At 70.5% G+C, this 26722-nt stretch carries 21 protein-coding genes and 1 pseudogene; 14 read left to right on the top strand and 8 right to left on the bottom strand.

The features are described 5' to 3' along the window. Nucleotides 1-6: 6 nt before the first annotated feature. From ACWGI2_RS25585 to ACWGI2_RS25565, 5 genes are all read right to left on the bottom strand, one after another. On the bottom strand, nucleotides 7-954 hold the full coding sequence (locus tag ACWGI2_RS25585; protein ID WP_453397012.1) for an alpha/beta fold hydrolase: 948 nt from the start codon (nucleotides 952-954) through the stop codon (nucleotides 7-9). Further along, nucleotides 951-1457 carry a phage holin family protein gene (locus ACWGI2_RS25580; RefSeq protein ID WP_160506299.1) on the bottom strand — a complete coding sequence of 169 codons (507 nt, stop codon included), beginning with the start codon at nucleotides 1455-1457 and terminating at the stop codon, nucleotides 951-953. Before ACWGI2_RS25580 ends, ACWGI2_RS25585 begins: the two co-directional genes overlap by 4 nt. 141 nt (nucleotides 1458-1598) lie before the next feature. Further along, entirely contained in the window at nucleotides 1599-3008 is a 1410-nt protein-coding gene (gene nhaA / locus ACWGI2_RS25575) for a Na+/H+ antiporter NhaA (protein WP_453697854.1), read from the bottom strand. A gap of 213 nt (nucleotides 3009-3221) precedes the next feature. Continuing rightward, nucleotides 3222-5225, bottom strand: coding sequence for an acetate--CoA ligase (gene acs, locus ACWGI2_RS25570; RefSeq protein WP_453697852.1), 2004 nt, complete (start codon nucleotides 5223-5225; stop codon nucleotides 3222-3224). A gap of 49 nt (nucleotides 5226-5274) precedes the next feature. Then, a complete protein-coding gene (locus ACWGI2_RS25565) occupies nucleotides 5275-7638 on the bottom strand; it encodes a bifunctional SulP family inorganic anion transporter/carbonic anhydrase (protein ID WP_453697851.1) in 2364 nt (787 codons plus the stop codon). A 400-nt stretch (nucleotides 7639-8038) separates the two neighbouring features. Between ACWGI2_RS25565 and ACWGI2_RS25560 the strand changes: the two genes are divergently transcribed. After that, a complete protein-coding gene (locus ACWGI2_RS25560) occupies nucleotides 8039-9319 on the top strand; it encodes a hypothetical protein (protein ID WP_453397016.1) in 1281 nt (426 codons plus the stop codon). 15 nt (nucleotides 9320-9334) lie between these two features. On the opposite strand, the gene ACWGI2_RS25555 is transcribed toward ACWGI2_RS25560, so the two are convergent. After that, on the bottom strand, nucleotides 9335-10315 hold the full coding sequence (locus ACWGI2_RS25555; RefSeq protein ID WP_453697850.1) for an ATP-binding protein: 981 nt from the start codon (nucleotides 10313-10315) through the stop codon (nucleotides 9335-9337). 101 nt (nucleotides 10316-10416) lie between these two features. On the opposite strand from ACWGI2_RS25555, the gene ACWGI2_RS25550 reads away from it, so the two are divergent. After that, complete coding sequence (locus ACWGI2_RS25550) at nucleotides 10417-11232, top strand: Fic family protein (protein ID WP_160506339.1); 816 nt, start codon at nucleotides 10417-10419, stop codon at nucleotides 11230-11232. Between the two features lie 312 nt (nucleotides 11233-11544). Here the strand turns inward: ACWGI2_RS25550 and ACWGI2_RS25545 are convergent, their stop codons facing one another. Further along, complete coding sequence (locus tag ACWGI2_RS25545) at nucleotides 11545-12384, bottom strand: HAD family hydrolase (protein ID WP_453697848.1); 840 nt, start codon at nucleotides 12382-12384, stop codon at nucleotides 11545-11547. A 519-nt stretch (nucleotides 12385-12903) separates the two neighbouring features. Between ACWGI2_RS25545 and ssd the strand changes: the two genes are divergently transcribed. The 7 genes and pseudogenes from ssd to ACWGI2_RS25510 all read left to right on the top strand — a co-directional run. Beyond that, nucleotides 12904-14046, top strand: a complete 1143-nt coding sequence (ssd, locus tag ACWGI2_RS25540) for a septum site-determining protein Ssd (RefSeq protein ID WP_453697847.1) — start codon at nucleotides 12904-12906, stop codon at nucleotides 14044-14046. After that, a complete protein-coding gene (locus ACWGI2_RS25535; protein ID WP_453697846.1) occupies nucleotides 14043-15218 on the top strand; it encodes a TadA family conjugal transfer-associated ATPase in 1176 nt (391 codons plus the stop codon). The genes ssd and ACWGI2_RS25535 overlap by 4 nt, the downstream gene beginning before the upstream one ends. Beyond that, nucleotides 15215-16066 (top strand): type II secretion system F family protein, encoded by an 852-nt coding sequence (locus ACWGI2_RS25530; RefSeq protein ID WP_453697844.1) that lies wholly within the window; start codon nucleotides 15215-15217, stop codon nucleotides 16064-16066. The genes ACWGI2_RS25535 and ACWGI2_RS25530 overlap by 4 nt, the downstream gene beginning before the upstream one ends. Then, nucleotides 16063-16845, top strand: coding sequence for a type II secretion system F family protein (locus ACWGI2_RS25525; protein WP_453697843.1), 783 nt, complete (start codon nucleotides 16063-16065; stop codon nucleotides 16843-16845). Before ACWGI2_RS25530 ends, ACWGI2_RS25525 begins: the two co-directional genes overlap by 4 nt. Nucleotides 16846-16904: 59 nt before the next feature. Continuing rightward, entirely contained in the window at nucleotides 16905-17108 is a 204-nt protein-coding gene (locus ACWGI2_RS25520; RefSeq protein WP_453697842.1) for a DUF4244 domain-containing protein, read from the top strand. Then, nucleotides 17095-17487 carry a TadE family type IV pilus minor pilin gene (locus ACWGI2_RS25515; RefSeq protein WP_453397024.1) on the top strand — a complete coding sequence of 131 codons (393 nt, stop codon included), beginning with the start codon at nucleotides 17095-17097 and terminating at the stop codon, nucleotides 17485-17487. Before ACWGI2_RS25520 ends, ACWGI2_RS25515 begins: the two co-directional genes overlap by 14 nt. After that, nucleotides 17484-17777 (top strand): annotated as a pseudogene (locus ACWGI2_RS25510) (Rv3654c family TadE-like protein); the annotation flags it as partial. The gene ACWGI2_RS25515 and the pseudogene ACWGI2_RS25510, both read left to right, overlap by 4 nt. A gap of 306 nt (nucleotides 17778-18083) precedes the next feature. Here the strand turns inward: ACWGI2_RS25510 and ACWGI2_RS25505 are convergent. Then, complete coding sequence (locus ACWGI2_RS25505) at nucleotides 18084-20537, bottom strand: DEAD/DEAH box helicase (RefSeq protein WP_453697840.1); 2454 nt, start codon at nucleotides 20535-20537, stop codon at nucleotides 18084-18086. 80 nt (nucleotides 20538-20617) lie between these two features. On the opposite strand from ACWGI2_RS25505, the gene bldG reads away from it, so the two are divergent. The 5 genes from bldG (at nucleotide 20618) to ACWGI2_RS25480 (ending at nucleotide 26696) form a co-directional block, all read left to right on the top strand. Further along, nucleotides 20618-20959 (top strand): anti-sigma factor antagonist BldG, encoded by a 342-nt coding sequence (bldG, locus tag ACWGI2_RS25500; protein WP_003975386.1) that lies wholly within the window; start codon nucleotides 20618-20620, stop codon nucleotides 20957-20959. A gap of 113 nt (nucleotides 20960-21072) precedes the next feature. Next, a complete protein-coding gene (locus ACWGI2_RS25495) occupies nucleotides 21073-21510 on the top strand; it encodes an ATP-binding protein (protein WP_453397026.1) in 438 nt (145 codons plus the stop codon). A gap of 312 nt (nucleotides 21511-21822) precedes the next feature. Further along, nucleotides 21823-24231, top strand: a complete 2409-nt coding sequence (locus tag ACWGI2_RS25490; RefSeq protein WP_453697838.1) for a sodium-translocating pyrophosphatase — start codon at nucleotides 21823-21825, stop codon at nucleotides 24229-24231. Between the two features lie 198 nt (nucleotides 24232-24429). Beyond that, on the top strand, nucleotides 24430-25011 hold the full coding sequence (locus tag ACWGI2_RS25485; RefSeq protein WP_453697836.1) for a small secreted protein: 582 nt from the start codon (nucleotides 24430-24432) through the stop codon (nucleotides 25009-25011). A 164-nt stretch (nucleotides 25012-25175) separates the two neighbouring features. Beyond that, a complete protein-coding gene (locus ACWGI2_RS25480; protein ID WP_453697835.1) occupies nucleotides 25176-26696 on the top strand; it encodes a DUF7059 domain-containing protein in 1521 nt (506 codons plus the stop codon). The last annotated feature ends 26 nt before the right edge of the window (nucleotides 26697-26722 follow it).

The following is a 26722-nucleotide window of genomic DNA, read 5'->3' as shown; positions in this document are numbered from 1 at the left end:
GTCCGGTTACCGGTCCGGCTCGGGATCCTTCAGCCAGTTCACCAGCTCGGTGGAGAAAGCGACAGGGTCCTCCTCCTGCGGGAAGTGCCCCAGTCCGTCGAACAGCCGCCACCGGTAAGGCGCTTCGACGTACTCGCCCGAACCGGCCGCGCTGCGCGTCCGCATCACGGGGTCGAGCGATCCGTGCAGATGCAGCGTGGGAACCCGTACGGGCCGCTTCATGCGCCGGTTGAACTGGATGCCGTCGGGGCGGGCCATCGACCGCACCATCCAGCGGTACGGCTCGATCGAGCAGTGCGCCGTCGACGGGATCGTCATGGCACGGCGGTACGTCTCCACCGACTCGTCGTCCGGGAGCCGAGGCCCCGACCAGTCCCGCACCAGACGCCCCACCAGAGCGGCGTCGTCCGCGACGAGTTGACGCTCCGGCACCCACGGCCGCTGGAAGCCCCACACGTACGAGGCCGCGGAGGTCTGCTTGCGGTCCGACAGCATCGCCGAGCGCCAGCGCCGCGGGTGCGGCATCGAGGAGACGGCGAGGCGGCGCACCAGCTTGGGCCGCATCACGGCCGCTGTCCACGCGAGGTATCCGCCGAGGTCGTGCCCGACGAGCGCGGCGTCCGGTTCGCCGAGCGACCGCACGACGCCCGTGATGTCGAGCGCGAGGTTCGCCGGGTCGTAACCACGCGGCGTACGGTCGCTGCCGCCCACGCCCCGCAGGTCCATCGCGACCGCACGGAAGCCCGCGTCGGCGAGTGCCACCATCTGATGCCGCCAGGTCCACCAGAACTGCGGAAAGCCGTGCAGGAGCAGCACGAGCGGCCCGTCGCCCATCTCGGCGATGTGGAAGCGGGCGCCGTTGGCGGCGACGTCCCGGTGGGTCCACGGTCCTTCGATGCGTACGAGTGACGTCGGTTGGGCCGGATGGGGGGCGGGCGTGGCAGGGTCCGTCATGAAGACGAGCGTGCCACAGCCGCAGCCTTCTCACTGCCACGGTCGAGGGTGGCACCCACGGCGGGGGCGGGGCCAACCGAACGCGGGTGCGGCTTGACGTTCTGGAGTACGGCAGCCGTCTCCTTGGCCGAAGCGGCGGCCTTCTGCGGGCCCTTGCCCTTCTTGGCCTTCTTCGCGAAGACGACGCCGATCAGCGCGAGCACCCCGGCGACCAGCACGTTCGCCGCGAAGGAGAGCACGAAGCAGATGGCCATGTTCCAGCCGCTCCAGGTGCGGATGCCGTACGCCAGGGCGAAGCTCAGCATCGGCAGCGAGAAGATCAGCACCGTCCCGGCCGCGGCGAAGGCGGCGCCGCCGACCGCACCCCGTTTGACGTCCTGCCGCAGCTGGGCCTTGGCCAGCGCGATCTCGTCGTGCACCAGCGCGGACATCTCGCTGGTCGCCGTGGAGACCAGCTGGCCGAGGCTGCGTTCGGTGCCGACGGGCCCGTCGGGTGTGCTCATCGCTTCTCCCCTTCTCCGTAAGTCTGCGTAGGACTGCTCAGGACTGCGTAGGCGTGCTCACGCAGTCTGCGTAAGCCTGCTCACGTACGTCTGGTCAGATACGACCGCCCAGCCCATGCCGAGCAGTCAAGTCTGCTCAGATCATGCCGGACCCTCGTCATCGGCGCGTGCCCCGGCCGACACTTCGGCAAGCCTGCGATGCTCGGCCGCCTTCTTTTCGTAGATCGCGGCCATCCGCAGGTGGTACTCCGGCTTGTCCTGTTCGTACACGTCCGGGATGCCGTCGAGGTCGTCGTCGCGCTCCTCCTCGTCGTACAGCGCGCGGTAGCGGGCGTTGCGCACCTTGAGCAGGATCCCGGAAAGGACGGCCGCGATGAGAGAGCCCATCAGGACGGCTGCCTTGATCTCATCGGTGAGCAGCGGGTCCTCGCTGAAGGCGAGTTCGCCGATCAGGAGGGAGACGGTGAAGCCGATGCCGGCGAGCGAGGCGACCGCGAACACGTCCGGCCAGGCGAGTTCGTCGTTGAGCTCAGCCTTGGTGAAGCGGGCCGCGAGCCAGGTGCCGCCGAAGATGCCGACGGCCTTGCCGACCACGAGACCGAGGACGACACCGAGTGTCTCCGGCTTGGTGAACACGTCCCCGAGCGCGCCGCCCGACACCGCGACACCGGCGCTGAACAGCGCGAACAGCGGCACCGCGAGGCCCGCGGAGAGGGGGCGCACCAGATGTTCGATGTGCTCGCCCGGCGAGTGCTCCTCGCCCTCGCGGCGGGTGCAGCGCAGCATCAGGCCCATCGCGACACCGGCGATCGTGGCGTGGATGCCGCTGTTGTACATCAGCCCCCAGATGACAAGGGCCAGCGGAACGTAGACGTACCAGCCGCGTACGCCCTTGCGGAGCAGCAGCCAGAAGACCGCGAGGCCGATGACGGCGCCGCCCAGGGCCGCGAAGTTGAGTTCGCTGGTGAAGAACACCGCGATGATCAGGATCGCGAAGAGGTCGTCGACGACGGCGAGCGTGAGCAGGAAGGCGCGCAGCGCGGACGGCAGCGAGGTGCCGATGACGGCGAGGACGGCGAGCGCGAAGGCGATGTCCGTGGCGGTCGGCACCGCCCAGCCGTCCATGGAGCCGCTGCCCACGGTGTTGACCAGGACGTACACGAGAGCGGGTGCGGCCATGCCGCAGAGCGCGGCGATGACGGGCAGCGCGGCGGCCTTCGGGTCGCGCAGGTCGCCCGCGACGAGCTCACGCTTGAGTTCGATGCCGGCGACGAAGAAGAAGACGGCGAGCAGTCCGTCGGCCGCCCAGTGCTGGATGGAGAGGTCGAGGCCGAGGGAGGCGGGCCCGATGTGGAAGCCGCTCACGGACTCGTACGAGCCGCCGGCGGTGTTCGCCCAGATCAGCGCGGTGACGGCGGCGACGAGGAGGAGGACACCGCCGACGGTCTCGGCACGCAGCGCGTTCGCGACGAAGTTCCGCTCGGGCAGCGAGAGCCGTCCGAGGACCTTGCGGTTGTTGCGGGGTGCGTTGCTGGGTGCGGGCGCGGCCACGGGGGTCGACCTCCGGTCGGTAGGCAGGACGAAACACTTGCCGACCAGACTTCCCGGCGCACCCAGATACTTCGTGTCGTGATTTCTTGTCGCGTTGTTGACGCGATCCTTAGGGTACCTAACGTGCGACCGGACCTATCCGGCGATCGTCACTTTATGCGCAAGAGGGGCACCCGGCGCGGTGCCGGGTGCCCCTCTCAGGCGTGGGTCTGGCTAGTCCTCGCTCGGCGCGGCCGGCAGCTTGGTCTGGATCAGATCCATCACGGAGGAGTCCGTGAGCGTGGTGACGTCACCCAGCTCGCGGTTCTCGGCGACGTCGCGGAGCAGGCGCCGCATGATCTTCCCGGAGCGCGTCTTCGGCAGCTCGGCCACCGGCAGGATGCGCTTCGGCTTGGCGATCGGGCCGAGGGTCGTACCCACGTGGTTACGCAGGTCCGCCACGAGGCCCTCGTCGTCGGCGTTCGCCGTGCCCCGCAGGATCACGAACGCGACGATGGCCTGACCGGTGGTCTCGTCCGCCGCGCCCACGACGGCCGCCTCGGCGACCGAGGGGTGCGAGACGAGCGCCGACTCGACCTCGGTGGTGGAGATGTTGTGCCCGGACACGAGCATCACGTCGTCCACGCGGCCGAGCAGCCAGATGTCGCCGTCGTCGTCCTTCTTGGCGCCGTCTCCGGCGAAGTACTTGCCTTCGAAGCGCGACCAGTAGGTGTCGATGAAGCGCTGGTCGTCGCCCCAGATGGTCCGCAGCATCGAGGGCCACGGCTCGGTCAGGACGAGGTAGCCGCCACCGCCGTCCGGCACTTCGCGCGCCTCGTCGTCGACGACGGTCGCGGCGATGCCCGGCAGCGCGCGCTGGGCGCTTCCCGGCTTGGTCTCGGTCACGCCCGGCAGCGGCGAGATCATCATCGCGCCGGTCTCGGTCTGCCACCAGGTGTCCACGATGGGGCACTTGTCGGCGCCGATGTTCTTCCGGTACCACATCCAGGCCTCGGGGTTGATCGGCTCACCGACCGACCCGAGGACCCGCAGGCTGCTGAGGTCGAACTTCGCGGGGATGTCGTCGCCCCACTTCATGAACGTACGAATCGCCGTCGGCGCCGTGTAGAGGATGGTCACGCCGTACTTCTGGACGATCTCCCAGAAGCGCCCCTGGTGTGGGGTGTCGGGCGTGCCCTCGTACATGACCTGCGTCGCGCCGTTCGCCAGCGGGCCGTACGTGATGTACGAGTGCCCGGTGACCCAGCCGATGTCGGCCGTGCACCAGTAGACGTCGGTCTCCGGCTTGAGGTCGAACACCGCGTGGTGGGTGTACGCGGCCTGCGTGAGATAGCCGCCGGAGGTGTGGAGGATGCCCTTCGGCTTACCCGTCGTACCCGACGTGTAGAGGATGAAGAGCGGGTTCTCGGCGTCGAAGGCCTCAGGCGTGTGCTCGGCGGACTGGCGCTCGGTGAGCTCGTGCCACCACACGTCGCGGCCCTCGGTCCACGCCACGTCCTGGCCGGTGCGGCGCACGACGAGTACGTGCTCGACGGAGCTTCCCTCGCGCGAGACGGCGTCGTCGACCGCGGGCTTCAGGGCGGCGGGCTTGCCCCTGCGGTAGCCACCGTCGGAGGTGATGACGACCTTGGCGTCGGCGTCCGCCACGCGCTTGGCGATGGCGTCGGCGGAGAACCCGCCGAAGACCACGGAGTGCGCGGCGCCGATACGGGCACAGGCCAGCATCGAGATGACGGCCTCGGGGATCATCGGCAGATAGACCGCGACGCGGTCGCCCTGCTGGACACCCAGTTCGGCCAGCGCGTTGGCGGCCCGGCTGACCTCGTCCTTGAGCTCGGCGTAGGTGATGGCCCGGCTGTCGCCGGGCTCACCCTCGAAGTGGATCGCCACGCGGTCGCCGTGGCCCGCCTCGACGTGACGGTCGACGCAGTTGTACGCGACGTTGAGCTTCCCGTCGGCGAACCATTTCGCGAAGGGCGGGTTCGACCAGTCGAGCGTCTCGGTCGGTTCGGTGGCCCAGGTCAGCCGGCGGGCCTGCTCGGCCCAGAAGCCGAGCCGGTCAGCCTTGGCCTGTTCGTACGCCTCCGCGGTGACGTTGGCGTTGGCCGCCAGGTCGGCCGGCGGCGCGAACCTTCGCTCTTCTTTAAGAAGGTTGGCCAGGCTTTCGTTGCTCACGACATCTCCCATTCCCAGGGTGTCCGTTGTGTCCAAAGCCACAGCTCATCAGACCCGAACCCCTGGTGACAAGAGCTTGCCGAAAATTGGTTTAGACCTTTACTCGGGTGGGCGGCTCCTCGCGTGGTGATCCCTGCTGCGGCGACGGTGTGACCTGGTCGAATACGGCGTCCGGGCTGCCGGTGAGCAAGTAGGCCTGCGCCTCGCCGACATGGAAGTACATGCCATGCAGTTCGAGGGCGCCCTCGGCCAAGCGCCGCGCCACGGCCTCGTGGCCGCGCAGGTGCTCCAACTGCTGGACCACATTGGTCAGACAGAGCTGCTCGACCGCGTCGGCGGGGGCCCGCCCGGCGAGCCGCGCCCAACTCTCCTTCTTGTGGGCCGCCATGCGCTCAAGGCTCGGCATCCCGTGCCGCAGCCACCGCTTCAGGGGCGTCTGGGCGCCCCCGGGCGGGGTGGTGAGCAGCGCCTGCATCGCCCCGCATCCAGAGTGCCCGCACACGGTGATGGACCGCACCTTCAGTACGTCCACCGCGTACTCGATCGCCGCGGCCACCGAGTCGTCGCCGCTCTCGGCGCCCGGCAGCGGCACCAGATTGCCGACGTTGCGGACGACGAAGAGGTCACCCGGACCGCTCGACGTGATCATCGACGTGACGAGCCGGGAGTCGGCGCAGGTCAGGAAGAGCTGTGAGGGCTGCTGTCCCTCGCGTGCGAGCCGGGCCAGCTCGCCCCGCACGTGCGGCGCCGTGTTCCGCTGGAACGCGCTGATGCCGCTTTCCAGTTGATACCCACTGCGCCGCCCCTCGCCTCTGGGGGCTTCCTGGGGCCGGTCGCAGTGGTGGTTGCGCCAGGCCGTCCAGGGCCGGCAGCAGGAGTGCGACGCTCCGGCGGGCTCGGCGATCCGCGTCCCGGCGCGCCCGGTCACCTCGACGGTGCCGCCCTGCGCGGTGTGCGCGTCCTGCCAGCACTGCAGCGCCTCGTACGCGGCGTGGTCCATGAACGATCCGTCCAACTCGACGATGGTCGCCGCGCCTTGGGGTACGAGATGCAGCGCTCTGCTCAGGCGCGGCACGGCGAGGAAGGTCAACTGCCCCCGGACGCGCACGTGGTGGACCCCGCCCTCCTCGGTGTGGGTGATCCGGGTGCGGGCGAGGCGGTGCAGCGCGACGGCCACGGCGACGGCGACGCCGATGGCCACGCCTTCGAGCACACCGAGGAAGACGACACCGAGGGTCGTGGTGGTGTACACGAGGGTCTCGCGGTGGCGGGTGATGACGCGGATGTGGTTCAGGCTCACCATCTGGATGCCGACCGCCATCACCAGGGCGGCGAGCGCGGCGAGCGGGATCAGCTCGAGGAGGGGGACCAGGAGCAGGGCGGCCACTACTACCCAAACGCCGTGCAGCATCGTGGAGTTCCGGCTGACGGCACCGGCCCGCACATTCGCCGTGCTGCGCACCGCGACCCCGGCGACGGGGAGCCCGCCGAGCGCCCCGGACACGGCGTTGGCGGCGCCCTGGCCGAGCAGTTCGCGGTTGAGGTCGGAGCGGACACCGCCGGCGCGCGGGTCGCGCCGCCCGGAGGCGAGCTTGTCCACGGCGACGGCGCCGAGCAGCGACTGCACGCTGCAGACCAGCGTGACCGTGAGGACGGCGGCGACGAGCCCGAGGACGGGCCCTTCGGGCAGGCCGACCAGCGCGTGACTGCGCCACGACGGCAGGTCGACCCTGGCCACGCTCAGCCCGGCGACCACGGCGACGGCCGTCGCCACGGCGACGGAGACCAGGGGAGCCGGTACGACTCGCAGGGCTCGGCCCGTACGCCCGGGAATCCGCGGCCAGAGCAGCAGTACCGCCAGGGTCAGCACGCTGATCGACAGCGCGGCCGGGTGCAGGTCGGCCAACTGGGCGGGCAGCGCGCGGAGGTTGTCGAGCACGGCGCTCTGCGGGGTGCCGCCGAGCACGATGTGCAGCTGGGCGACGGCGATGGCGACGCCGATGCCGGCCAGCATGCCGTGCACGACGGCGGGGCTGACGGCGAGCGCCGAGCGGGCCACGCGCAGGCAGCCGAGGCCGAGTTGGGCGATTCCGGCGAGGACGGTGATGGCGCATGTGGTCCGCCAGCCGTACTGGTGGATGAGGTCGGCGGTGACGACCGTGAGCCCCGCGGCGGGGCCGCTGACCTGTAGCGGTGATCCGCCGACCCAGCCGGCGACCAGGCCGCCGACGGCGGCGGCGACGAGGCCCGCCTGGAGCGGCGCTCCGGTGGCGAGCGCGATGCCGAGGGACAGCGGCAGGGCGATCAAGAAGACGGCGATGGACGCGGAGACGTCGGCGCCGGCGATGCGGAACTTACGGAACTTGCGGAACCTGCCGGGCGGCGGCGCGTGGGGCTCGTGGTCGCGTGATGCGTGGGCCGAGTCGGTGGCGTGGGTGGGGACGCAGGCAGACATGGTTTCCCGTCTCCTCCGGGGCGGCGCGGTCGCGGGACAAGGGGTCCTCCGGGAGGTCTCCGGAGGGCGGGTCGCGGCCGTGGGTCACGGCGTTGCAGCGGCGGGATTTCTCAACTCTCGGTAAACGAATCGTAATGGAGAGTAAAGGTCTCGGATAGACAAGCAGGGCAAATGGGGCACTAGATCACCCCGAAGGGTGAATAAAGCTATTCGTCGGCTTGTCGGAACGTCTGCTTCATGCCTCCGTGCGACGTTGGCGGCGCTACGGGTCATTTCCGGGCAATTCCTGCCCAATCCCCTCCGGTGGTGACCCCTGAAGCGCCCCCCGTGGGCTCCCCGCAGTGCCGCTGCGGAAGGGCCCCGATTCGAAGCCGACGTGAAGGAAGAAGGTGGGCGGAAGATGGCCGCCACCCAGAGGATCCAGCGGATCGCCGCGGGCATCACCGCCCTCGTGGCATCCGTCGCGGTACTGGCCGGTTGCTCGAGCGGCGACACCGGCGCCAAGCCAGGCGCCCCGGGCGCCAAGAAGGCAGCCCCCGCCCCGGCCCCCAAGAGCGCGGTCCGCATGATCGGTGACGGTTCCACCGCCTTCACCGGCCGACAGCCGCACCTGCCCGAGCCCACCCGGCTGAGACCCGGCCAGAAGCCGCCCCAGTTCGTGGTCTTCTCCTGGGACGGCGCAGGCGAGGACAGCCAGAAGCTCTTCTCGCACTTCCGCAAGGTCGCCAAGCGCAACGACGCCACGATGACGTACTTCCTCAGCGGCGTGTACATGCTCCCCGAGTCGAAGCGGAAGCTCTACGACCCGCCGCAGCACATGGCAGGCAGCTCGGACATCGGCTTCAACGACCGCAAGGGAATCAAGGACACCGTGGAGCAGCTCCGCGGCGCCTGGCTCGAGGGCAACGAGGTCGGCACCCACTTCAACGGCCACTTCTGTGGCGCCGGCCGCGGTGTGGGCGAGTGGTCGGTCGCCGACTGGAAGAGCGAGATCAAGCAGGCCAAGTCCTTCGTGAAGGCCTGGAAGACGAACACGGGCATGAAGAAGGCGCAGCCGCTGCCCTTCGACTACGACAAGGAACTCATCGGCGCCCGCACGCCCTGCCTCGAAGGCCAGAAGAACTTCATGCGGGCGGCTCGCGAGCTGGGCTTCCGCTACGACACCAGCGGCGTCAACAACCAGGTCTGGCCCAAGAAGAAGGAAGGCCTCTGGGACCTGTCGATGCAGCTGGTCCCCGTCCCCGGCCGTAAGTTCGAGACGCTGACCATGGACTACAACTTCATGGTGAACCAGTCGGGCACGACGTCCCAGGGCGACCCCAGCAAGCACGAGTACTGGGGCGACCAGATGCGTGACGGCCTCCTTCAGGGCTTCGACCGCGCCTACAAGGGCAACCGCGCCCCGCTGATCATCGGCAACCACTTCGAGTCCTGGAACGGCGGCACGTACATGCGCGCCATCGAGGAGACGATCGAGTCGGTCTGCACCAAGCGCGAAGTGCGCTGCGTCTCCTTCCGTCAACTCGCCGACTGGCTCGACGCCCAGGACCCGCAGACCGTGGAGCGCCTCACCAAGCTCCGGGTCGGCCAGGCCCCGAAGGAGGGCTGGGCGTCCTACCTCTCCGCCCAGCCCGCACCGGCCCCGAAGGGCGTACCGGGCGCCCCGGCAGCCAAGCCGTAACTCCCCCAAGGGAGTTCAGGCCGTGGCGACGGTCCGCTCACGCAGTACGAAGTCGGGGTCGACCTGGGCAGCCAGGTCGGCACCCGTCCTCTCGTTGCCCCAGCTCTGCGCGTTCTTCAGGTGGAAGTGGACCATCTGACGGGTGTAGCGGTCCCAGTCCCTTTGCTCGTACGAGGTGTCGACGGCGCTCTGAAGTGCTTGCAGGGAACGGCGGTTGTCGTCCTCCAGGAACTCGAACCGGGGCGGGCGGCCCTTCTCCATGGCGCGCACCCAGTCCGAGTGCCCGACCGTCACCAGGAGGTCGTCGCCCACCTGCTCGCGCAGGAAGTCGACGTCGTCCTGGCCCTGCACCTTGTTGCCGACGACCTTGAGGTCGACGCCGAAGTCGCGTGCGTATTCCTTGTACTGGCGATAGACGGAGACCCCCTTCCGGGTCGGCTCGGCCACCAGGAACGTCATGTCGAAGCGGGTGAACATGCCGGACGCGAAGGAGTCCGAACCCGCGGTCATGTCGACGACCGCGTACTCGTCGCGCCCGTCGACCAGGTGGTTCAGGAACAGCTCCACCGCCCCCGTCTTGGAGTGGTAGCAGGCGACACCGAGGTCGGCTTCGGTGAACGGCCCTGTGACCATCAAACGCACGGCTGCGTCGTCGAGTTCCACCGGCCGCGCACACGCGTCGTACACGGGGTTGTCCTCGCGCACCCGCAGGATCCGCGAGCCCTCGCCGGGCGGTGTCGTCTTGATCATCGTGTCGGCGGATGCGATCCGCGGATTGGAGCCCCGCAGGTACTCCTTGATGAGGGGGAGCCGCGCGCCCATGGCGGGCAGGGCGGCGGCTTCCGCCTCGTCGAGGCCGAGCGCGGGGCCCAGGTGCTGGTTGATGTCGGCGTCCACCGCGAGGACCGGTGCTCCGGTGGCGGCGAGGTGGCGGATGAAGAGCGAGGACAGCGTGGTCTTGCCGCTGCCGCCCTTCCCTACGAAAGCGATCTTCATGTTCACCAAGGGTAGCCGGACGATCACCTGCCGTATCGATCCGGCGTGAAGAAGACCACTCCTTCGTGGGGCGGGCCCCGGGGGTGCGTAGGGTCGTACTCATGAGTACGACAGCCGATCCGCTCGCGGCCCTGGGCGCCCTGCCCGGCGTGGCCGACTCCGTGGACTCCGTGCGCAAGGCCGTGGACCGGGTCTACGGCCACCGGATCATGCGGCGCCGCAGCAATGAGGTCACCTCCGAGGCGGCCCTGCGCGGTGCCCGCGGCTCAGCGGCGCTCTCCGGTGCCGACTGGGCACTCGAAGAGGTGCGCCGGCGCAGCGACTTCAGTGGAGACGGCGAGGCCCGCACGATCGGCGCGGCCCTGCGGCTGACCGCGGAGGCCGGTCAACTCCTTTCCATCTGGCGGCAGTCACCGCTCCGGGTCCTCGCGCGCCTCCATCTGGTGGCCGCCGCGGAGAACGACGAGGCGGCGGGACGGCCGCGGCTGGCCGGCGAGCCGGTCGACGAGCCGCTGGTCGAGCTGGATGTGCCGGACTCCGACGAGGTGGCGGGCCGCCTGGAGGGTCTCTCGCAGCTGATCATCGCGGGAGGTTCCGCGCCGGCTCTCGTCACGGCGGCCGTGGTGCACGGCGAACTGCTCAGCCTGCGCCCCTTCGGCTCGCACAACGGCCTGGTCGCGCGGGCGGCCGAGCGCATCGTCCTGGTGGGCAGCGGGCTCGACCCGAAGTCCGTCTGTCCGGCCGAGGCCGGTCATGCGGAACAGGGACGGGCGGCCTATGTGGGGGCGCTCGACGGCTACGCATCCGGGACGCCGGAGGGCATGGCCGCCTGGATCGCCCACTGCGGACGTGCGGTCGAACTGGGCGTCAGGGAGTCGACGGCGGTCTGCGAGGCGATGCAGCGCGGCGCGGCCTGATGTGAAGGGGCCCTGAACAGGGATGCGGCGGTACGAGTTCTCGTACCGCCGCTGGCATGTTCACCGTGTTACCAAGCGTCCTCGAAAGTTGCCCATCAGGTCGGGAACTTAGCCCGTCACCTGGTGCGGCTGGCCCGTAATCGACGGGTCGACGTCGCGTGGGTGCTCGGTGTTCATGCATCGGTCCGTGGGGCCTTGGTTGCGTTCAAAGGTAATCCTCTCGGATGTCCTTGGTCTCGCGGGCCGTTGACTCCTTTGTACTCCTGTCCTGGGGTAAGCGGAAGTGCTGGCACTACTTCTTTACTTTTAGGTTCAAATAAGGGCGAATCGGGCACGTGAGGTCCGGCGGCGGCTCACGAACCACACGAGGCCCGCTGTGGCCGCAGCGGCACCCACGGCCGCCGCCGCGACGAGCGCGGGCCGGGACGGCCCCTGGCGCCGCTCCTTGAGCCGGACCGGCCGGTGGAAGTCGAGAATCGGCCACTCGCGCGCGAGAGCCTCGCGGCGCAGTGCGCGATCGGGGTTCACCGCGTGCGGATACCCCACGGATTCGAGCATGGGGAGATCGGTCGCCGAGTCGCTGTAGGCGTAGCAGCGGTCGAGGTCGTACCCCTCGGAGTCCGCGAGCTCCTTGATCGCGGTCGCCTTGGTGGGGCCGTAGGCGTAGTACTCCACCTCGCCGGTGAAGCAGCCGTCGTCGCCGACCACCATCCGGGTCGCCACCACCCGGTCCGCGCCGAGCAGTTCGCCGATCGGCTCGACGACCTCCGCGCCCGAGGTGGAGACGATGACGACGTCCCGGCCTGCGGTGTGGTGCTCCTCGATGAGGGACGCGGCCTCGTCGTAGATGATCGGGTCGATCAGGTCGTGCAGCGTCTCGGCGACGATTTCCTTGACCTGCTGCACGTTCCATCCGCGGCAGAGCGCGGACAGGTACTCGCGCATCCGCTCCATCTGGTCGTGGTCGGCCCCGCCGGCGAGGAAGACGAACTGTGCATATGCGGTTCGGAGTACCGCCCTGCGGTTGATCAGCCCGCCTTGGTAGAACGACTTGCTGAAGGTGAGTGTGCTCGACTTCGCAATGACCGTCTTGTCCAGGTCAAAGAAGGCGGCTGTGCGAGGCAAGGAGTGGTTTTCCACGAGGCCGAGCATAGGCGCCCACCATTCGGCGTAAGGTGAGGCGCGTGGGTTTGCCTGAGAAGGCTCTCGGGTACACCATGGAAGTCACGGATCGTTCGCGACCGTGCTAACCCGGTCTGGCTCCTCCCCCCCCGAGTCGGACCGTGGGGACGACCCCCGCTCTCCCCCCCGGCGGGGGTCGTCGCATGTCCGGATGGGTTTTCCGGGCCTCTTCCGACCCTCATCTGATCGCCTGGCGCCTCTGGCAGCCGATTCGGCGATCTTTTTTCATGCCCAAGATCCGTCACTGTACGTAGTCGCCAGGCTGCTCTGCGGAAGTCTTCGGGATGTCACCGGTATGGGTGAAGGGGATATTCACAGACCCCGTCTTGTCCACAGTTATTGACCAAGATCCACACGTTATCCCGGATCGCTGCACGCTGATTCCGCTCGTTCTGCACGCGAAGTCCATGGCCGGATTGCTTTGGCCGGCTCATCGCTGATGTGGAACGCGGCATTCAACGGGCTTGCAGTGAGAGGGGGCTGGAGATCGTGGCTGGAGTGATTACACGTGACGGGCCGCCGTCGTCCGATGGACGGCAGGGCGGACCGCTGATCGTCACGGAAGATGTGGACCTGCTGGACGACCTGCTGCGGCTGTGCGCCGCGGCGGGGGCGCGGCCCGAGGTGCAGCACGGCGTGCCGGAGCGCAGAGGCGGCTGGGACGCGGCGCCCCTGGTCCTGGTCGGGGACGACGCGGTGGACCGGGTGCGGGGCGCCGTGCGCAGGCGCGGTGTCGTGCTGGTCGGGCGGGACCAGGACGACTCGGGGGTCTGGCAGCGCGCGGTGGAGATCGGTGCCGATCATGTGCTGGTCCTGCCCGACGGCGAGCGATGGCTCGTGGACCGCATCGCCGATGTCGCCGAGGGCGTGGGGCGGCCCGCGCTCACGGTGGGAGTGATCGGCGGGAGTGGCGGAGCAGGCGCCTCGACGCTGGCGTGCGCGCTGGCCGTCACGGCGGCCCGCGCGGGGCGGCGCACGATGCTCGTGGACGCCGACCCGCTCGGCGGCGGGCTTGATGTGCTGCTCGGCGGCGAAGCTGCCGACGGACTCCGCTGGCCCGCCTTCGCGCAGTCCAGGGGACGGGTCGGCGGGGGCGCGCTCGAGGAGTCGCTGCCCGAGCTGCATTCCCTGCGGGTCCTGAGCTGGGATCGGGGCGACGCGGTGGTCATTGCGCCCGAGGCCATGCGGGCGGTGATCGCCGCGGCCCGCAGGCGGGGCGGGGTGGTGGTCGTGGATCTGCCGCGCCGCGTGGACGAAGGAGTGGCCGAGGCGCTGGCCCAGGTGGATCTGGGGCTCCTGGTGGTGCCCGCGGAGCTGCGCGCGGTCGCGGGGGCCCGGCGGGTCGCGTCGGCGGTGGGGATGGTGCTGGGGGACCTGCGGGCGGTGGTCGGCAGGGGCGGCGCCGGGCGCGCGGCAGGCGGCGGAATCGACGGCTTCAGTGGATTCGACGCGGAGGAGGTCGCGCGGCTCGTCGGGCTGCCACTCGTCGGGGAACTGCCGAGGGAGCCGGGCCTGTTGGCCGCGCAGGCCGGGGGAATGCCGCCGGGAGGCGTCGCGCGAGGGCCGCTGGCGCGGTTCTGCACGGCCTTCTGGGACCGGGTTCCGGTCGACGCCACCGGAGGCGGCTCATGAGCGCCGTCGTCGGGGCCAGGATGCTGGACGGGGTCCGCCAGTGGCTCGCGGAGAACGGGACGGAGCCGACCCCGGCCCGCGTGGCCGAGGCGCTGCGCGCCCAGGGCAGGGTGCTCGGCGACGCGGAAGTCCTGGGCGCGGCGGCGCGGCTGCGATCGGAGCTGGTGGGCGCGGGGCCCCTGGAGACATTGCTCGCGGACGACTCGGTGACCGATGTGCTGGTGTCCGCGCCCGACCGGGTGTGGGTGGACCGCGGCGGGGGCCTGGAGCTGACCAGCGTGTCCTTCGAGGACGCGGCGGCGGTGCGGCGGCTGGCACAGCGGCTCGCGGCCGTGGCAGGGCGCAGGCTCGACGACGCGAGGCCCTGGGTGGACGCACGGCTCCCGGACGGCACCCGCCTCCACGCGGTGCTGCCCCCGGTCGCCGTCGGGTCGACCTGCCTCTCCTTGCGTGTCGTACGGCCCCGGGCCTTCACCCTCGCGGAACTGACCGCGGCGGGGACGGTGCCGCCCGGCGGGGACCGACTGCTGAGGGCGCTGCTCGACGCCCGGCTCTCCTACTTGATCAGCGGCGGGACGGGATCGGGCAAGACGACGCTGCTGAGCGCGCTCCTCGGTCTCGTCGGGCCGGGGGAGCGGATCGTGCTCGCCGAGGATTCGGCGGAGCTGCGCCCCGATCATCCGCACGTGGTGCGCCTGGAGGCCAGGCCCGCGAACCAGGAGGGGGCCGGTCAAGTCGGCCTGGACGACCTGGTGCGGCAGGCGCTGCGGATGCGTCCCGACCGGCTCGTCGTGGGTGAGGTGCGGGGCGCGGAGGTGGTCCATCTGCTGGCAGCTCTGAACACGGGCCACGAGGGCGGCTGCGGCACGGTCCACGCCAACGCCGCGGGGGACGTGCCCGCCCGCCTGGAGGCGCTGGGGACGGCGGCAGGACTCGACCGGGCCGCTCTGCACAGCCAGCTGGCGGCCGCGCTGTCCGTGGTGCTCCATCTCGTACGGGACCGGGCCGGTCGGCGGCGGATCGCCGAGGTGCATGTCCTGGAACGCGACGCGTCCGGCCTCGTGGTGACGGTCCCGGCCCTGCGATGGGGAGAGAAGGAGTTTGTCCGGGAGCGTGGCTGGGAGCGGCTGAACTCGCTTCTGGTGAGCGGCGGTTGGAGTGGTGAGGGATGAGTGTGGCGGGGATGGCGGCGGCCGTGTGCGCGGGAAGCGCGGCCTGGCTGGTGGTCGGGCGGGACCGAGGGCGGCGGCGGACGCGGGCGGTGCTCGTGGGCGGCGGCGAGACCGAGCCGGTGGATTCGGCGTGGCGGCGGGCGGTGGGCCGCGTGGGCAGCAGGGTGCGGCACGAGTGGTGGGTGCTGGCGGGCGGCGCGGTGGTCGCGCTGCTCGGGGAGTCGGTGCTGCCGCTGGTCCTTGGAGCGGCAGGGGTGCCGCTGATACGGCGCGTACGGCGAGGCAGGGACGCACGGCTGGAAAGCGAGCGCCGGGCCACCGCGGTGATCGCGTTGTGCGGGGCGCTCGCGGGAGAGGTGCGGGCCGGGCGGCAGCCGGGGGAGGCGTTGCGGGCCGCGGCGGCCGACCGCGGCCTCGGGCTCGGCGAGGCGCGGGCCGGCGTGCTGGCGGCGGCGCGGTTCGGCGGGGATGTCCCGGGGGCGCTTGAGGAGGCGGCGCGGGAGCCGGGGGCGCGGGGTCTTGTGGGGCTCGCGGCGTGCTGGCGGGTGGCGGTGGACCGCGGGGCAGGGCTCGCGGCGGGGCTTGAGCGGCTGGAGGGTGCGCTGCGGGCGGAGCGGGATCAACGGTCCGATCTCCGGGCCCAGTTGGCGGGAGCTCGGTCGACGGCGGTGATGCTCGCGGGGCTGCCGGTCCTCGGACTGCTCATGGGGAGCGCGCTGGGTGCGGCGCCCCTGCGGGTGTTGCTGCACACCGGGGCGGGGCTCGGGTGCCTGGCGGTGGGCGGGGCGTTGGAGGGGGTCGGCGTGTGGTGGGCGCTGCGGATCGTACGAGGGGCGGAGGAGCGATGAACCATGTAGTCCACGAGCTGGGGGTGGCCGTGTGGGGTGCGGTGGCCGTGCTGTGGCTGATGTCGGCTGCCCTTTCGGCGCGGCGTGAGCGGGCGGTGCGGGGGCGTTCAGGGGTCGTACTGGGCGTGGCGGACCGGCTGCCAGGGGGCTCGCGGAGGCAGTGGTGTCGGTGGCGGGGCGCGGTGCGGGGGTGGATGGCGGTGGCCGGGGCGGTGAGTGCCGGGTGGGTGCTGGTGGGCGGGGTTCCGGGGTGCCTGGTGGGGTTGGGTGCCGGGTACGGGGTGTGGCGTTGGTGGCGGGGGCGGGACGCTCGCGTCGCTGAGTTCGACGCGGTGGAGGCGGCTCGGCAACTGCCCTTGGCCGCAGACCTGTTGGCGGCCTGCGTCGCTGCGGGGGCCGGACCTGTCGTGGCCGCTCAGGCTGTCGGCGAAGCCCTGAAGGGTCCTGTCGGGGAGCGGCTCGGGCAGGGGGCCGCGGAGGTGCGGCTGGGCGGTGAACCATCCGACGCGTGGCGGAGGTTGGGCGCGATACCGGGCGCGGGAGCACTGGCTCGCCTGCTTGAGCGGGCCGGGGACTCGGGGGCTCCGGCGGCGGAGCCAGTGGCGCGCCTCGCCGCGGACTGCCGGGCGGAACGGGGGCGTACGGCCACCGCGGCGGCGCGCAGGGCCGGAGTCCTGATGACGGCGCCGGTGGGGCTGTGCTTCTTGCCCGCGTTCATCGCGGTGGGGGTGCTGCCCGTGGTGATCGGCCTGGCGGGCGGGTTGTTGAGCGGCATCTGAGCGGCTCGACGTGTTGATGTCTCGATGACGGAACGTACGGAAATTTCACGGGGGTTGAGATGTGGGGACAGCTGTGTGCACGGGCGCTGCGGCGCAAGGCGCGTGCGGTGCGAGGGGACGCGGGGATGGTCACTTCGGAGTACGCGATGGGACTGATCGCGGCGGTGGGGTTCGCCGGACTGCTCTACAAGGTGGTGACGAGCGGGCAGGTCAGGGCCGCGTTGCAGGCGGTCGTGGAGAAGGCCCTCGATGTCCAGTTCTGAGGGGGCGCGGGGCGGCCGGGGCCGTTGTGGGGACCGGGGGTTCGTGACGGCTGAGGCGGCCGTGGTGCTGCCCACGCTGGTGCTGTTCACGATGGCGCTGGTCTGGGCGTTGCTGACCGCGTCCGCGCAGATCCAGTGCGTGGACGCGGCTCGGGCCGGGGCGCGCGCGATGGCCAGGCAGGACCCCGAGAGCGCGGCGGTGGCGGCGGCTCGGCAGGCGGCGCCGCGGGGAGCGGCGGTGGCCGTGCGGCGTGACGGCGACCTGGTGCGGGTGGAGGTCGTGGCGGACTCGCCGGGGCCTGGGGCACTGGGGCTCGGGCTGAGGGTGCGGTCGGAGGCGGTGGCGTTGGCGGAGGAGACGGTGGGGGTGGGCGCATGAGGGGGCGGGCTGGGTGGCGGGCTGCCGGGGCCGCGTCGGACCGGGGAGCCGCCACGGTGTGGGTCGTCGTCGTGATGGCCGTGCTGTGCGTGGTCTGCGGCGCGGTCCTCGCGATGGGGCAGGTGATCGTCGCCCGCCACCGAGCGGGCGGCGCCGCCGACTTGGCGGCGCTCGCGGCCGCGGACCACTGGATGGAGGGGCGTTCCGGGGCGTGTGCGAGGGCCGGGCGGGTGGCCGAGGCGCAGGGGACGCGTCTGGTGCGGTGCGCGGTGCACGGCGAGATCTCGGACGTCACTGCGGAGGCCGGCTTCGGCCCGTTCATGGCGGAGGTCAGATCCAGGGCGGGCCCGGCGGGTCCGGTTGCGCCAGGCCCGTCTCCGGAGCCGGTTCCGGGTGCGGGTGCTGTGGCGCACGCCGGGCGGCACCCGGTCGCGCGGTCGGGGCGAGCTGCCGGAGGCCCGCCAGGCCCCCTTGTGGCCCCTGCTGGGGAGAGCCTGGAGGTGAGAGCGGGGCGTTCTGCTGGCCGGCGACCGGACGCGTACGCGGCGCCGCTGAGGCCGCCGGAAGCGAGCTCTGCAGCGGTCGGCCGAGGCCCCTCAGGAGGTGGGGGCGTCCTTGAGGAGGGTGGTGAGGAGGCGGATCGCGCCGCGTTTGTGCAGCGGGTCGTTGCCGTTGCCGCACTTCGGGGACTGGATGCAGGAGGGGCAGCCGGCCTCGCACTCGCAGGAGGCGATGGCCTGGCGGGTGGCGGTCAGCCATTCGCGGGCCGTGTGGAAGGCCCGCTCGGCGAAGCCCGCCCCGCCGGGATGGCCGTCGTACACGAAGACGGTCGGCAGGAGCGTGTCCGGATGCAGCGGCACGGAGACGCCGCCGATGTCCCACCGGTCGCAGGTCGCGAAGAGCGGCAGCATGCCGATGGAGGCGTGCTCAGCGGCGTGCAGGGCGCCGCCGAGGATCTCCGGATTGACGCGGGCGGCGTCCAACTGGTCCTCGGTGACCGTCCACCAGACCGCGCGGGTGCGCAGGGTGCGGGGCGGCAGGTCCAGCTTGGTCTCGCCGAGGACCTCGCCGGTGATCAGCTTGCGGCGCAGGAAGGAGACGACCTGGTTGGTGACCTCGACGGAGCCGTAGCAGAGGCGGCCCGAGCCCCAGGGGATCTCGGTGTCCGTTTCCAGGATGGAGATGGCCGTGGTGTCGCGGGCGGTCGTGGAGTACGGCGGACCGGCCTCCTCGACCAGGGCGACCGAATCCTCCAGGTCAAGACGGCGCACGAGATACGTACGGCCCTGGTGCAGGTGGACCGCGCCCTCGTGGACGGCGGTGTGCGCGGCGGACGCGTCGACGGTGCCGAGCAGCCGGCCCGTGCCCTCCTCGACGATCTGGACGGGGTTCCCGCCCTCGCCGCGGATGTCGGTGAGGTCGGCGGCGCGCTCCCTGCGGGTCCAGTGCCAGGCCTTCGTGCGGCGGCGCAGCAGCTTCGCGGCCTCCAGCTGCGGGAGCAGGTCCTCGGTGGCGGGGCCGAAGAGCGCCAAGTCGTCGTCCGTGAGCGGGAGTTCCGCGGCGGCCGCGCAGAGGTGGGGTGCGAGGACGTACGGATTGTCGGGGTCGAGGACCGTCGACTCCACCGGCTGGTCGAACAGCGCTTCGGGGTGGTGGACGAGATAGGTGTCCAGCGGGTCGTCGCGGGCGACCAGGATGGCCAGCGCGCCCTGCCCGGAGCGTCCCGCACGGCCCGCCTGCTGCCAGAGCGAGGCGCGGGTCCCTGGATAGCCGGAGATGATCACGGCGTCCAACCCGGATACGTCCACGCCGAGTTCGAGGGCGGTGGTGGCCGCGAGGCCGAGGAGTTCCCCGGAGTGCAGGGCCCGCTCCAGGGCGCGGCGTTCCTCGGGGAGATATCCGCCGCGGTAGGCGGCCACGCGGCGGGCGAGGGAGCGGTCCACCTCGGCGAGGCGTTCCTGAGCGATCACCGCGATCAGCTCGGCGCCGCGCCGGGACCGTACGAAGGCGACGGAGCGGACGCCCTGGACGGCCAGGTCGGTCAGGAGGTCGGCCGTCTCGGCGGTGGCGGTGCGGCGGACGGGGGCGCCCTTCTCGCCGTGGAGCTCGGTGAGCGGGGGTTCCCAGAGGGCGAAGACGAGGTCGCCGCGGGGTGAAGCGTCGTCGGCGACCTCCTTCACCGGGAGCCCGGTGAGGCGTTCCGCGGCTATGGCGGGGTCGGCGGAGGTGGCGGAGGCGAGGAGGAAGACGGGGTCGGAGCCGTAGCGGGCGCAGAGGCGCCGCAGGCGGCGCAGGACCTGGGCGACGTGCGAGCCGAAGACGCCGCGGTAGGTGTGGCACTCGTCGATGACGACATAGCGCAGGGCGCGCAGGAAGGAGGACCAGCGGGGGTGGGACGGGAGTATCCCGCGGTGCAGCATGTCGGGATTGGTCAGGACGTAGTTGGCGTACTGACGTACCCATTCGCGTTCTTCGACCGGTGTGTCGCCGTCGTACACGGCGGGGCGGATCGCGTTCCCCAGGGGCGCCGCGAGCTCGCGTACGGCGCGGCGCTGGTCGGCGGCCAGGGCCTTCGTCGGGGCCAGGTACAGCGCGGTCGCGCCGCGGCCGTTCGGGGCCTGAGAGCCGTCCAGGAGGGCCGAGAGCACGGGCGTGAGGTACGCCAGCGACTTGCCCGAGGCGGTGCCGGTGGCGACGATGACCGACTCGCCGTCCAGGGCGTGCTCGGCGGCGAGTGCCTGGTGGGCCCAGGGATGCTCGATTCCGGCCGACTGGACCGCGGCGACGACCTCCGAACGGATGCGATCAGGCCAGACTGCATATCGAGCCTCGCGCGGGGGCAAGTGCTCCGTATGAGTGACGCGCGAAGCACGGCTCGGTCCCGCGGTGAGCCGGTCCAGGACCGTCCGTGGAGACGTGCGTACCGGGGCGCCCGTGGAGGGTCCTCCCGGCGGAGAAAAGTTGGCCATCGGCACCGAGTGTGTCACTGGCGGGATGGACAATGGTCCCAAGGCGTCGTGCACGCCTGCCTGTAAGTGATTGAATGCCATCGCGGCTGGCGATCCGTCCTGGGGGCTCTGCCGAGGTGTCCCGAGGGATGACCGCTCGATAGCAAGGTGCTGGAGGATCCGTGGACCTGTCCCTGTCGACCCGTACCGTCGGCGATCGTACGGTCGTCGAGGTCGGTGGCGAAATCGATGTTTATACCGCGCCCAAGTTGCGCGAACAGTTGGTCGAGTTGGTGAACGACGGCAGTTTCCACCTGGTCGTCGACATGGAGGGCGTGGACTTCCTCGACTCCACCGGGCTCGGCGTACTGGTCGGCGGCCTGAAGCGGGTGCGTGCCCATGAGGGCTCGCTGCGCCTGGTCTGCAACCAGGAACGTATTTTGAAGATCTTCCGCATCACCGGCCTGACCAAGGTGTTCCCCATTCACACCTCGGTCGAGGAAGCGGTCGCGGCCACCGACTGAGAGCCGGATGTCCCGGGTCGGCTGCTTGCTCGGCCCGGGAGTGGCAGAACAGCAGGGGACCGGGCCCTCGGCCCGGCCCCCTGACAGCACGCGCGTATGTCCGAGGGGGATGCATGGCCACCGTTGAACTCCGCTTCAGCGCGCTGCCCGAGCACGTCAGGACCGCTCGGCTCGTGGCGGCGGCGGTCGCGCGCAGGGCCGGAGTGGACGAGGCCGTCCTCGACGAGGTCAGACTCGCGGTCGGCGAGGCCTGCACGCGTGCCGTGGGGCTGCACCAGAGCAACGGCGTATCGGCGCCGGTGCGGGTCGCCCTGATCGAGGACGAGAAGCAGTTCTCCATCGAGGTCGGCGACGAGGCTCCCCACGCGACTCCCGGCGACCGGGCACCCGGCTCGGGGTCCGGTGGGGCCGACGATCTGGATGCCGAGGGTGAGGACGAGATGGGTCTCGCCGTCATCAGCGGGCTCGTGGACGACGTGGAGGTCACCGCCGGCGAAGGCGGCGGTCTCATCCGGATGACGTGGCCGACGGCCCCGGCACCGCTTCTCTGAAGCGGTCCATCGGTCGGTCCGCTGCTCCATCAGTCCGTCGGTCCACCCCTGAGCCACACCAAGGTCTTGCTCCCCACCCGGGAGCAGGGCCTTTTTCTCTTGTGGATCATTGCCCCAGTCAATTGCCTCGGGACTGCCAGTAGCCGTCAACGGTTTTGGGGCATTACCGCTTTCGGGGTCAATCCGCGCTCGCGATCATTTGCTGGGGAGCAATCTCGCGCCAATTCCGTTTGCGGCGCTCTGTTTTGATCAGGTTCCGCTACCTACAATCCGTCCACATCTTGAGCTCACCCCAGGCGTCAAGGAGGACGAATGGCGGGGCTTTCTACCCCTCATCAGTTTGACCACCCCTCAACCTTCGCAGCTGCAGTACTGACCGACGACAATCGACTCATCGTGATGGTCATCGCGGCCGTCGCGGTCGCGGCCCTCGCGGTCGCCTGGGTGCTCGTACGCCAGGTGCTCGCGGCCGACGAGGGCACCGACAGCATGAAGAAGATCGCGAAGGCGATTCAGGAGGGCGCCAATGCCTATCTGGGCAGGCAGTTGCGCACTCTCGGCGTTTTCGCCGTCGTGGTGTTCTTCCTGCTCATGCTGCTGCCCGCAGACGACTGGAATCAGCGTGCCGGCCGATCGATCTTCTTCTTGATCGGTGCGGTGTTCTCGGCGACCACCGGCTATATCGGCATGTGGCTCGCCGTACGCAGCAATGTCCGTGTGGCGGCAGCCGCACGAGAGGCCACGCCTGCGGAAGGTGAACCCGAAAAGGATCTCACCGCCGTTTCGCACAAGGCCATGAAGATCGCTTTCCGCACGGGCGGCGTTGTCGGCATGTTCACGGTGGGGCTCGGTCTTCTGGGCGCCTCCACCGTGGTGCTCGTCTACGCGGCCGACGCGCCGAAGGTCCTCGAAGGTTTCGGCCTCGGGGCGGCGCTGATCGCGATGTTCATGCGTGTGGGCGGCGGCATCTTCACCAAGGCCGCCGACGTCGGCGCCGACCTGGTCGGCAAGGTCGAGCAGGGCATTCCTGAGGACGACCCGAGGAATGCCGCGACCATCGCCGACAACGTGGGCGACAACGTCGGCGACTGCGCGGGAATGGCCGCCGACCTCTTCGAGTCCTACGCGGTGACCCTGGTCGCCGCGCTGATCCTCGGCAAGGTCGCCTTCGGCGACTCCGGACTCGCCTTCCCGCTGATCGTTCCGGCGATCGGTGTCGTGACGGCGATGATCGGGATCTTCGCGGTGGCGCCACGGCGCTCCGACCGCAGCGGGATGACCGCCATCAACCGCGGATTCTTCATCTCGGCGATCATCTCGCTGGTGCTCGTGGCTGTCGCGGTCTTCTTCTACCTGCCGTCGTCGTACGCCGATCTGGACGGCGTCACGGACGCGGCGGTCGCGGGTCACGGCGGAGACCCGCGGGTTCTCGCGGTCGTCGCCGTCGCGATCGGCATCGTCATGGCGGCGTTGATCCAGCAGCTCACCGGGTACTTCACGGAGACCACCCGGCGGCCGGTGAAGGACATCGGCAAGACGTCGCTCACCGGCCCGGCCACCGTCGTCCTGGCAGGCATCTCGATCGGCCTCGAATCGGCCGTCTACACCGCGCTCCTGATCGGGCTCGGTGTGTACGGGGCGTTCCTGCTCGGTGGTACGTCGATCATGCTCGCCCTGTTCGCCGTGGCGCTCGCCGGAACCGGCCTGCTCACCACGGTCGGCGTGATCGTCGCCATGGACACCTTCGGTCCGGTCTCCGACAACGCGCAGGGCATCGCCGAGATGTCCGGTGACGTCGAGGGCGCCGGCGCGCAGGTGCTCACCGACCTGGACGCCGTCGGCAACACCACCAAGGCCATCACCAAGGGCATCGCCATCGCCACGGCCGTCCTCGCCGCCTCGGCGCTCTTCGGCTCGTATCGCGACGCCATCGCGACCGCGGCCAAGGACGTCGGCGAGAAAATGGGCGACGGCGCCCCGATGAACCTCGTGATGGACATCTCACAGCCCAACAACCTGGTCGGCCTGATCCTGGGCGCCGCGGTCGTCTTCCTCTTCTCGGGGCTCGCGATCAACGCGGTGTCGCGGTCGGCGGGAGCGGTGGTCTACGAAGTGCGGCGGCAGTTCCGCGAGCACCCCGGGATCATGGATTACTCCGAGGAACCGGAGTACGGGCGCGTCGTCGACATCTGCACCAAGGACGCGCTGCGCGAGCTGGCCACGCCAGGTCTGCTCGCCGTGCTCACGCCGATCGCGGTCGGGTTCTCGCTCGGCGTCGGCGCACTCGGCTCGTTCCTGGCGGGCGCGATCGGCACGGGCACGCTGATGGCGGTCTTCCTCGCCAACTCCGGCGGCGCCTGGGACAACGCGAAGAAGCTTGTCGAGGACGGCCACCACGGCGGCAAGGGCAGTGAGGCCCACGCGGCTGTGGTGATCGGTGACACCGTCGGTGACCCGTTCAAGGACACCGCGGGACCGGCGATCAACCCGCTCCTGAAGGTGATGAACCTGGTGGCGCTGCTCATCGCGCCCGCGGTCGTCCAGTTCAGCTACGGGGACGACGCGAGCGCGGGGGTCCGGGCACTGATCGCGGTGCTCTCGATCCTGGTCATCATCGGCGCGGTGTACGTCTCCAAGAGGCGGGGCATCGCCGTGGGTGACGCGGAGGAAGGTGGGACGGAGCGAGTGAACAACTCGGCTGACCCGGCTGTGGTGTCGTAACACCGGGTCAGACTCTGCCCAACACAGGGGCGGGCGGCGCGTTTTGACGCGGCGTCCGCCCTTCGTGCACCCGGTGAATGTCTCGTGAGCCTTCTCTCGCGCTCTCTGCTTGGTGCAAATGGCTTCAATAGGGGTGGTACCGGACCCTCGGCATGCGGTTGTAGCCCAGTTGGCGTGTAAGTTCCGGGGCCGAGAGCCATGGAAGGGACCAATCCGGTGAACAAGAAGCTTGCAGCCGCACTGTCCGGCGGTGCGGTACTGGTACTGGCGCTGTCGGGCTGCAGCGACGACGGCAACGAGAAGCTGGACTCCTGGGCCAAGGACGTCTGTGACTCGGTTCAGCCGCAGTCGAAGAAGATCGCTGCCGCCAACGCGGCGATCCAGAAGGAGACCTCGGACAACAGCTCGCCGGAGGACGTCCAGAAGACCGACTCCAAGGCGTTCCAGGACATGTCCGACGCCTACAAGGCGATGGGCACCGCGGTGAAGGACGCGGGTGCCCCGCCGGTCGACGGCGGCCAGAAGAAGACCGACGACGCGGTCAAGGAACTGAACGCCATCTCCAAGTCGTACGGCGACCTGAAGAAGAAGGTCGACGGCCTGGACACCAAGAACCAGGCGGACTTCGCGGACGGCCTCAAGACCGTCGCGGGGGAGCTGGACAAGCTGAGCAAGAGCGGCAACGAGGCGCTTGAGAAGTTGCAGGAGGGTGAGGTGGGCAAGGCGATGGGCAAGCAGGACAGCTGCAAGTCGGCCAGCGCTACGCCTTCCGCCGCCTAGGGGTTGCCCCCTTCTCGCCCGCTGCCCCGGAGCCTTGGGAAAGATTCCCCGGCGTCCGGGGCAGCGTTGCGTTCAGCCGCCGGGGTGGGATCCGTGTGGGATCCGCCCTGCGGAACGATTGCCCGCAGCGGTGGATACACGCGGATGCGGGTCACAATGAAGGGGTGAGTATTGCTAGCGCCCCCCTGCCCTCGTCCGATCGTGCCGACGTCTCCGCCCAGTTGCGGGAAGCCCTGCTGGCGGCCGACTTCACCGCTGACGGGCTGCTCGAGCTGCTCGGGGCGCCCGCCTACACGGCGTTGGCCCGCAGCGAGACCGTGCCCGCGCTGCGGGCCACCCGCGGGGAAGGGCCGCTGGAGACGCTCGTACGGCTCTTCCTGTTGCAGCGTTCCGTGCCGCACGCGCGCGTGGCGGCCGTTCTGCCGGTCGGCCCTCTACTGGAGAGCGGTTGGCTGTCCGCGGCGGATGGTGAGGGCGCGCTGAAGGCCACCGTAGACGTGCGGCCCTACGGAGGGCCGAGCGGCGAGGACTGGTTCATCGTCTCGGACCTGGGGTGTGCGGTCGGCGGCGCCGGAGGCATCGGCAGCCATGACGAAGGGGTCGTACTCGGCGTCGGCGGGGCATCGACGACGCTCGCCGGACTCACGGTGCGTACACCGGTGGCCAGCGCTCTCGACCTCGGCACCGGCTCCGGGATCCAGGCGTTGCACGCCGCGCAATATGCGACCCGGGTGACGGCGACCGACCTCAACCCCCGCGCCCTGCACGTCACACGGCTCACCCTCGCCCTGTCCGGTGCTCCCGAGGCGGACCTGCGGGAGGGCTCCCTCTTCGAACCCGTGGGCGATGAGACGTACGACCTGATCGTGTCCAATCCGCCCTTCGTGATCTCACCCGGAGCGCGGCTCACCTACCGCGACGGCGGCATGGGTGGGGACGATCTGTGCCGGTCGCTCGTTCAGCAGGCGGGGGAGCGGTTGAACGAAGGGGGGTATGCGCACTTCCTGGCCAACTGGCAGCACGTGGACGGTGAGGAGTGGACCGAGCGGCTCCGTTCCTGGGTGCCGCGCGGGTGCGACGCGTGGATCGTGCAGCGTGAGGTGCAGGACGTCACGCAGTACGCCGAGCTGTGGCTGCGGGACGCCGGGGACCACCGCACGGACCCGGAGGAGTACGCGGCGCGGTACGACGCGTGGCTCGACGAGTTCGAAGCACGCAAGACGCGCGCGATCGGGTTCGGGTGGATCACACTCCGCAAGTCCGGTGTGGCCGAGCCGTCCGTGACCGTCGAGGAGTGGCCGCACCCCGTCGAGCAGCCGCTGGGCGAGACGGTGCGGGAGTTCTTCGTGCGCCAGGACTTCCTGCGGACGCACGACGACGCCGCGCTGCTCGCGGGGCACTTCAAGCTCGCGGACGAGGTCGTGCAGGAGCAGGTCGGGCTGCCCGGAGCCGAGGACCCGGAGCACGTCGTGCTGCGCCAGCACCGCGGGATGCGGCGGGCCACCAAGGTGGACACCGTGGGCGCGGGCTTCGCCGGGGTGTGCGACGGGTCGCTGAGCGCCGGGCGGATCCTCGACGCGATCGCCCAACTGGTGGGGGAGGACCCCGTATTGCTGCGGGACCGCACGCCCGCGCAGATCCGGCTCCTCGTCGAGCAGGGCTTCCTGGAGCCGGCCGGCGCGTAGAGGCACATCGCTCCTCGGCCTGTTGG

The organism is Streptomyces sp. NPDC054866, assembly GCF_053610745.1.
The sequence above is the reverse complement of the archived record's forward strand: the minus strand, read 5'-3'. Positions and strand labels throughout refer to the sequence as shown.

Excerpts from the sequence above, each read along its gene's own strand:
- ACWGI2_RS25550 (WP_160506339.1), top strand. The coding sequence starts at position 10,417 with ATGAGTACGACAGCCGATCCGCTCGCGGCCCTGGGCGCCCTGCCCGGC.
- ACWGI2_RS25485 (WP_453697836.1), top strand. The coding sequence starts at position 24,430 with ATGGAAGGGACCAATCCGGTGAACAAGAAGCTTGCAGCCGCACTGTCC.
- ACWGI2_RS25565 (WP_453697851.1), bottom strand. The coding sequence starts at position 7,638 with ATGTCTGCCTGCGTCCCCACCCACGCCACCGACTCGGCCCACGCATCA.
- ACWGI2_RS25530 (WP_453697844.1), top strand. The coding sequence starts at position 15,215 with ATGAGTGTGGCGGGGATGGCGGCGGCCGTGTGCGCGGGAAGCGCGGCC.
- ACWGI2_RS25520 (WP_453697842.1), top strand. The coding sequence starts at position 16,905 with ATGTGGGGACAGCTGTGTGCACGGGCGCTGCGGCGCAAGGCGCGTGCG.
- ACWGI2_RS25585 (WP_453397012.1), bottom strand. The coding sequence starts at position 954 with ATGACGGACCCTGCCACGCCCGCCCCCCATCCGGCCCAACCGACGTCA.
- ACWGI2_RS25555 (WP_453697850.1), bottom strand. The coding sequence starts at position 10,315 with ATGAAGATCGCTTTCGTAGGGAAGGGCGGCAGCGGCAAGACCACGCTG.
- ACWGI2_RS25490 (WP_453697838.1), top strand. The coding sequence starts at position 21,823 with ATGGCGGGGCTTTCTACCCCTCATCAGTTTGACCACCCCTCAACCTTC.
- ACWGI2_RS25535 (WP_453697846.1), top strand. The coding sequence starts at position 14,043 with ATGAGCGCCGTCGTCGGGGCCAGGATGCTGGACGGGGTCCGCCAGTGG.
- ACWGI2_RS25525 (WP_453697843.1), top strand. The coding sequence starts at position 16,063 with ATGAACCATGTAGTCCACGAGCTGGGGGTGGCCGTGTGGGGTGCGGTG.
- ACWGI2_RS25505 (WP_453697840.1), bottom strand. The coding sequence starts at position 20,537 with ATGGCATTCAATCACTTACAGGCAGGCGTGCACGACGCCTTGGGACCA.
- ACWGI2_RS25515 (WP_453397024.1), top strand. The coding sequence starts at position 17,095 with ATGTCCAGTTCTGAGGGGGCGCGGGGCGGCCGGGGCCGTTGTGGGGAC.
- ACWGI2_RS25495 (WP_453397026.1), top strand. The coding sequence starts at position 21,073 with ATGGCCACCGTTGAACTCCGCTTCAGCGCGCTGCCCGAGCACGTCAGG.
- ACWGI2_RS25560 (WP_453397016.1), top strand. The coding sequence starts at position 8,039 with ATGGCCGCCACCCAGAGGATCCAGCGGATCGCCGCGGGCATCACCGCC.
- ACWGI2_RS25580 (WP_160506299.1), bottom strand. The coding sequence starts at position 1,457 with ATGAGCACACCCGACGGGCCCGTCGGCACCGAACGCAGCCTCGGCCAG.
- ACWGI2_RS25545 (WP_453697848.1), bottom strand. The coding sequence starts at position 12,384 with ATGCTCGGCCTCGTGGAAAACCACTCCTTGCCTCGCACAGCCGCCTTC.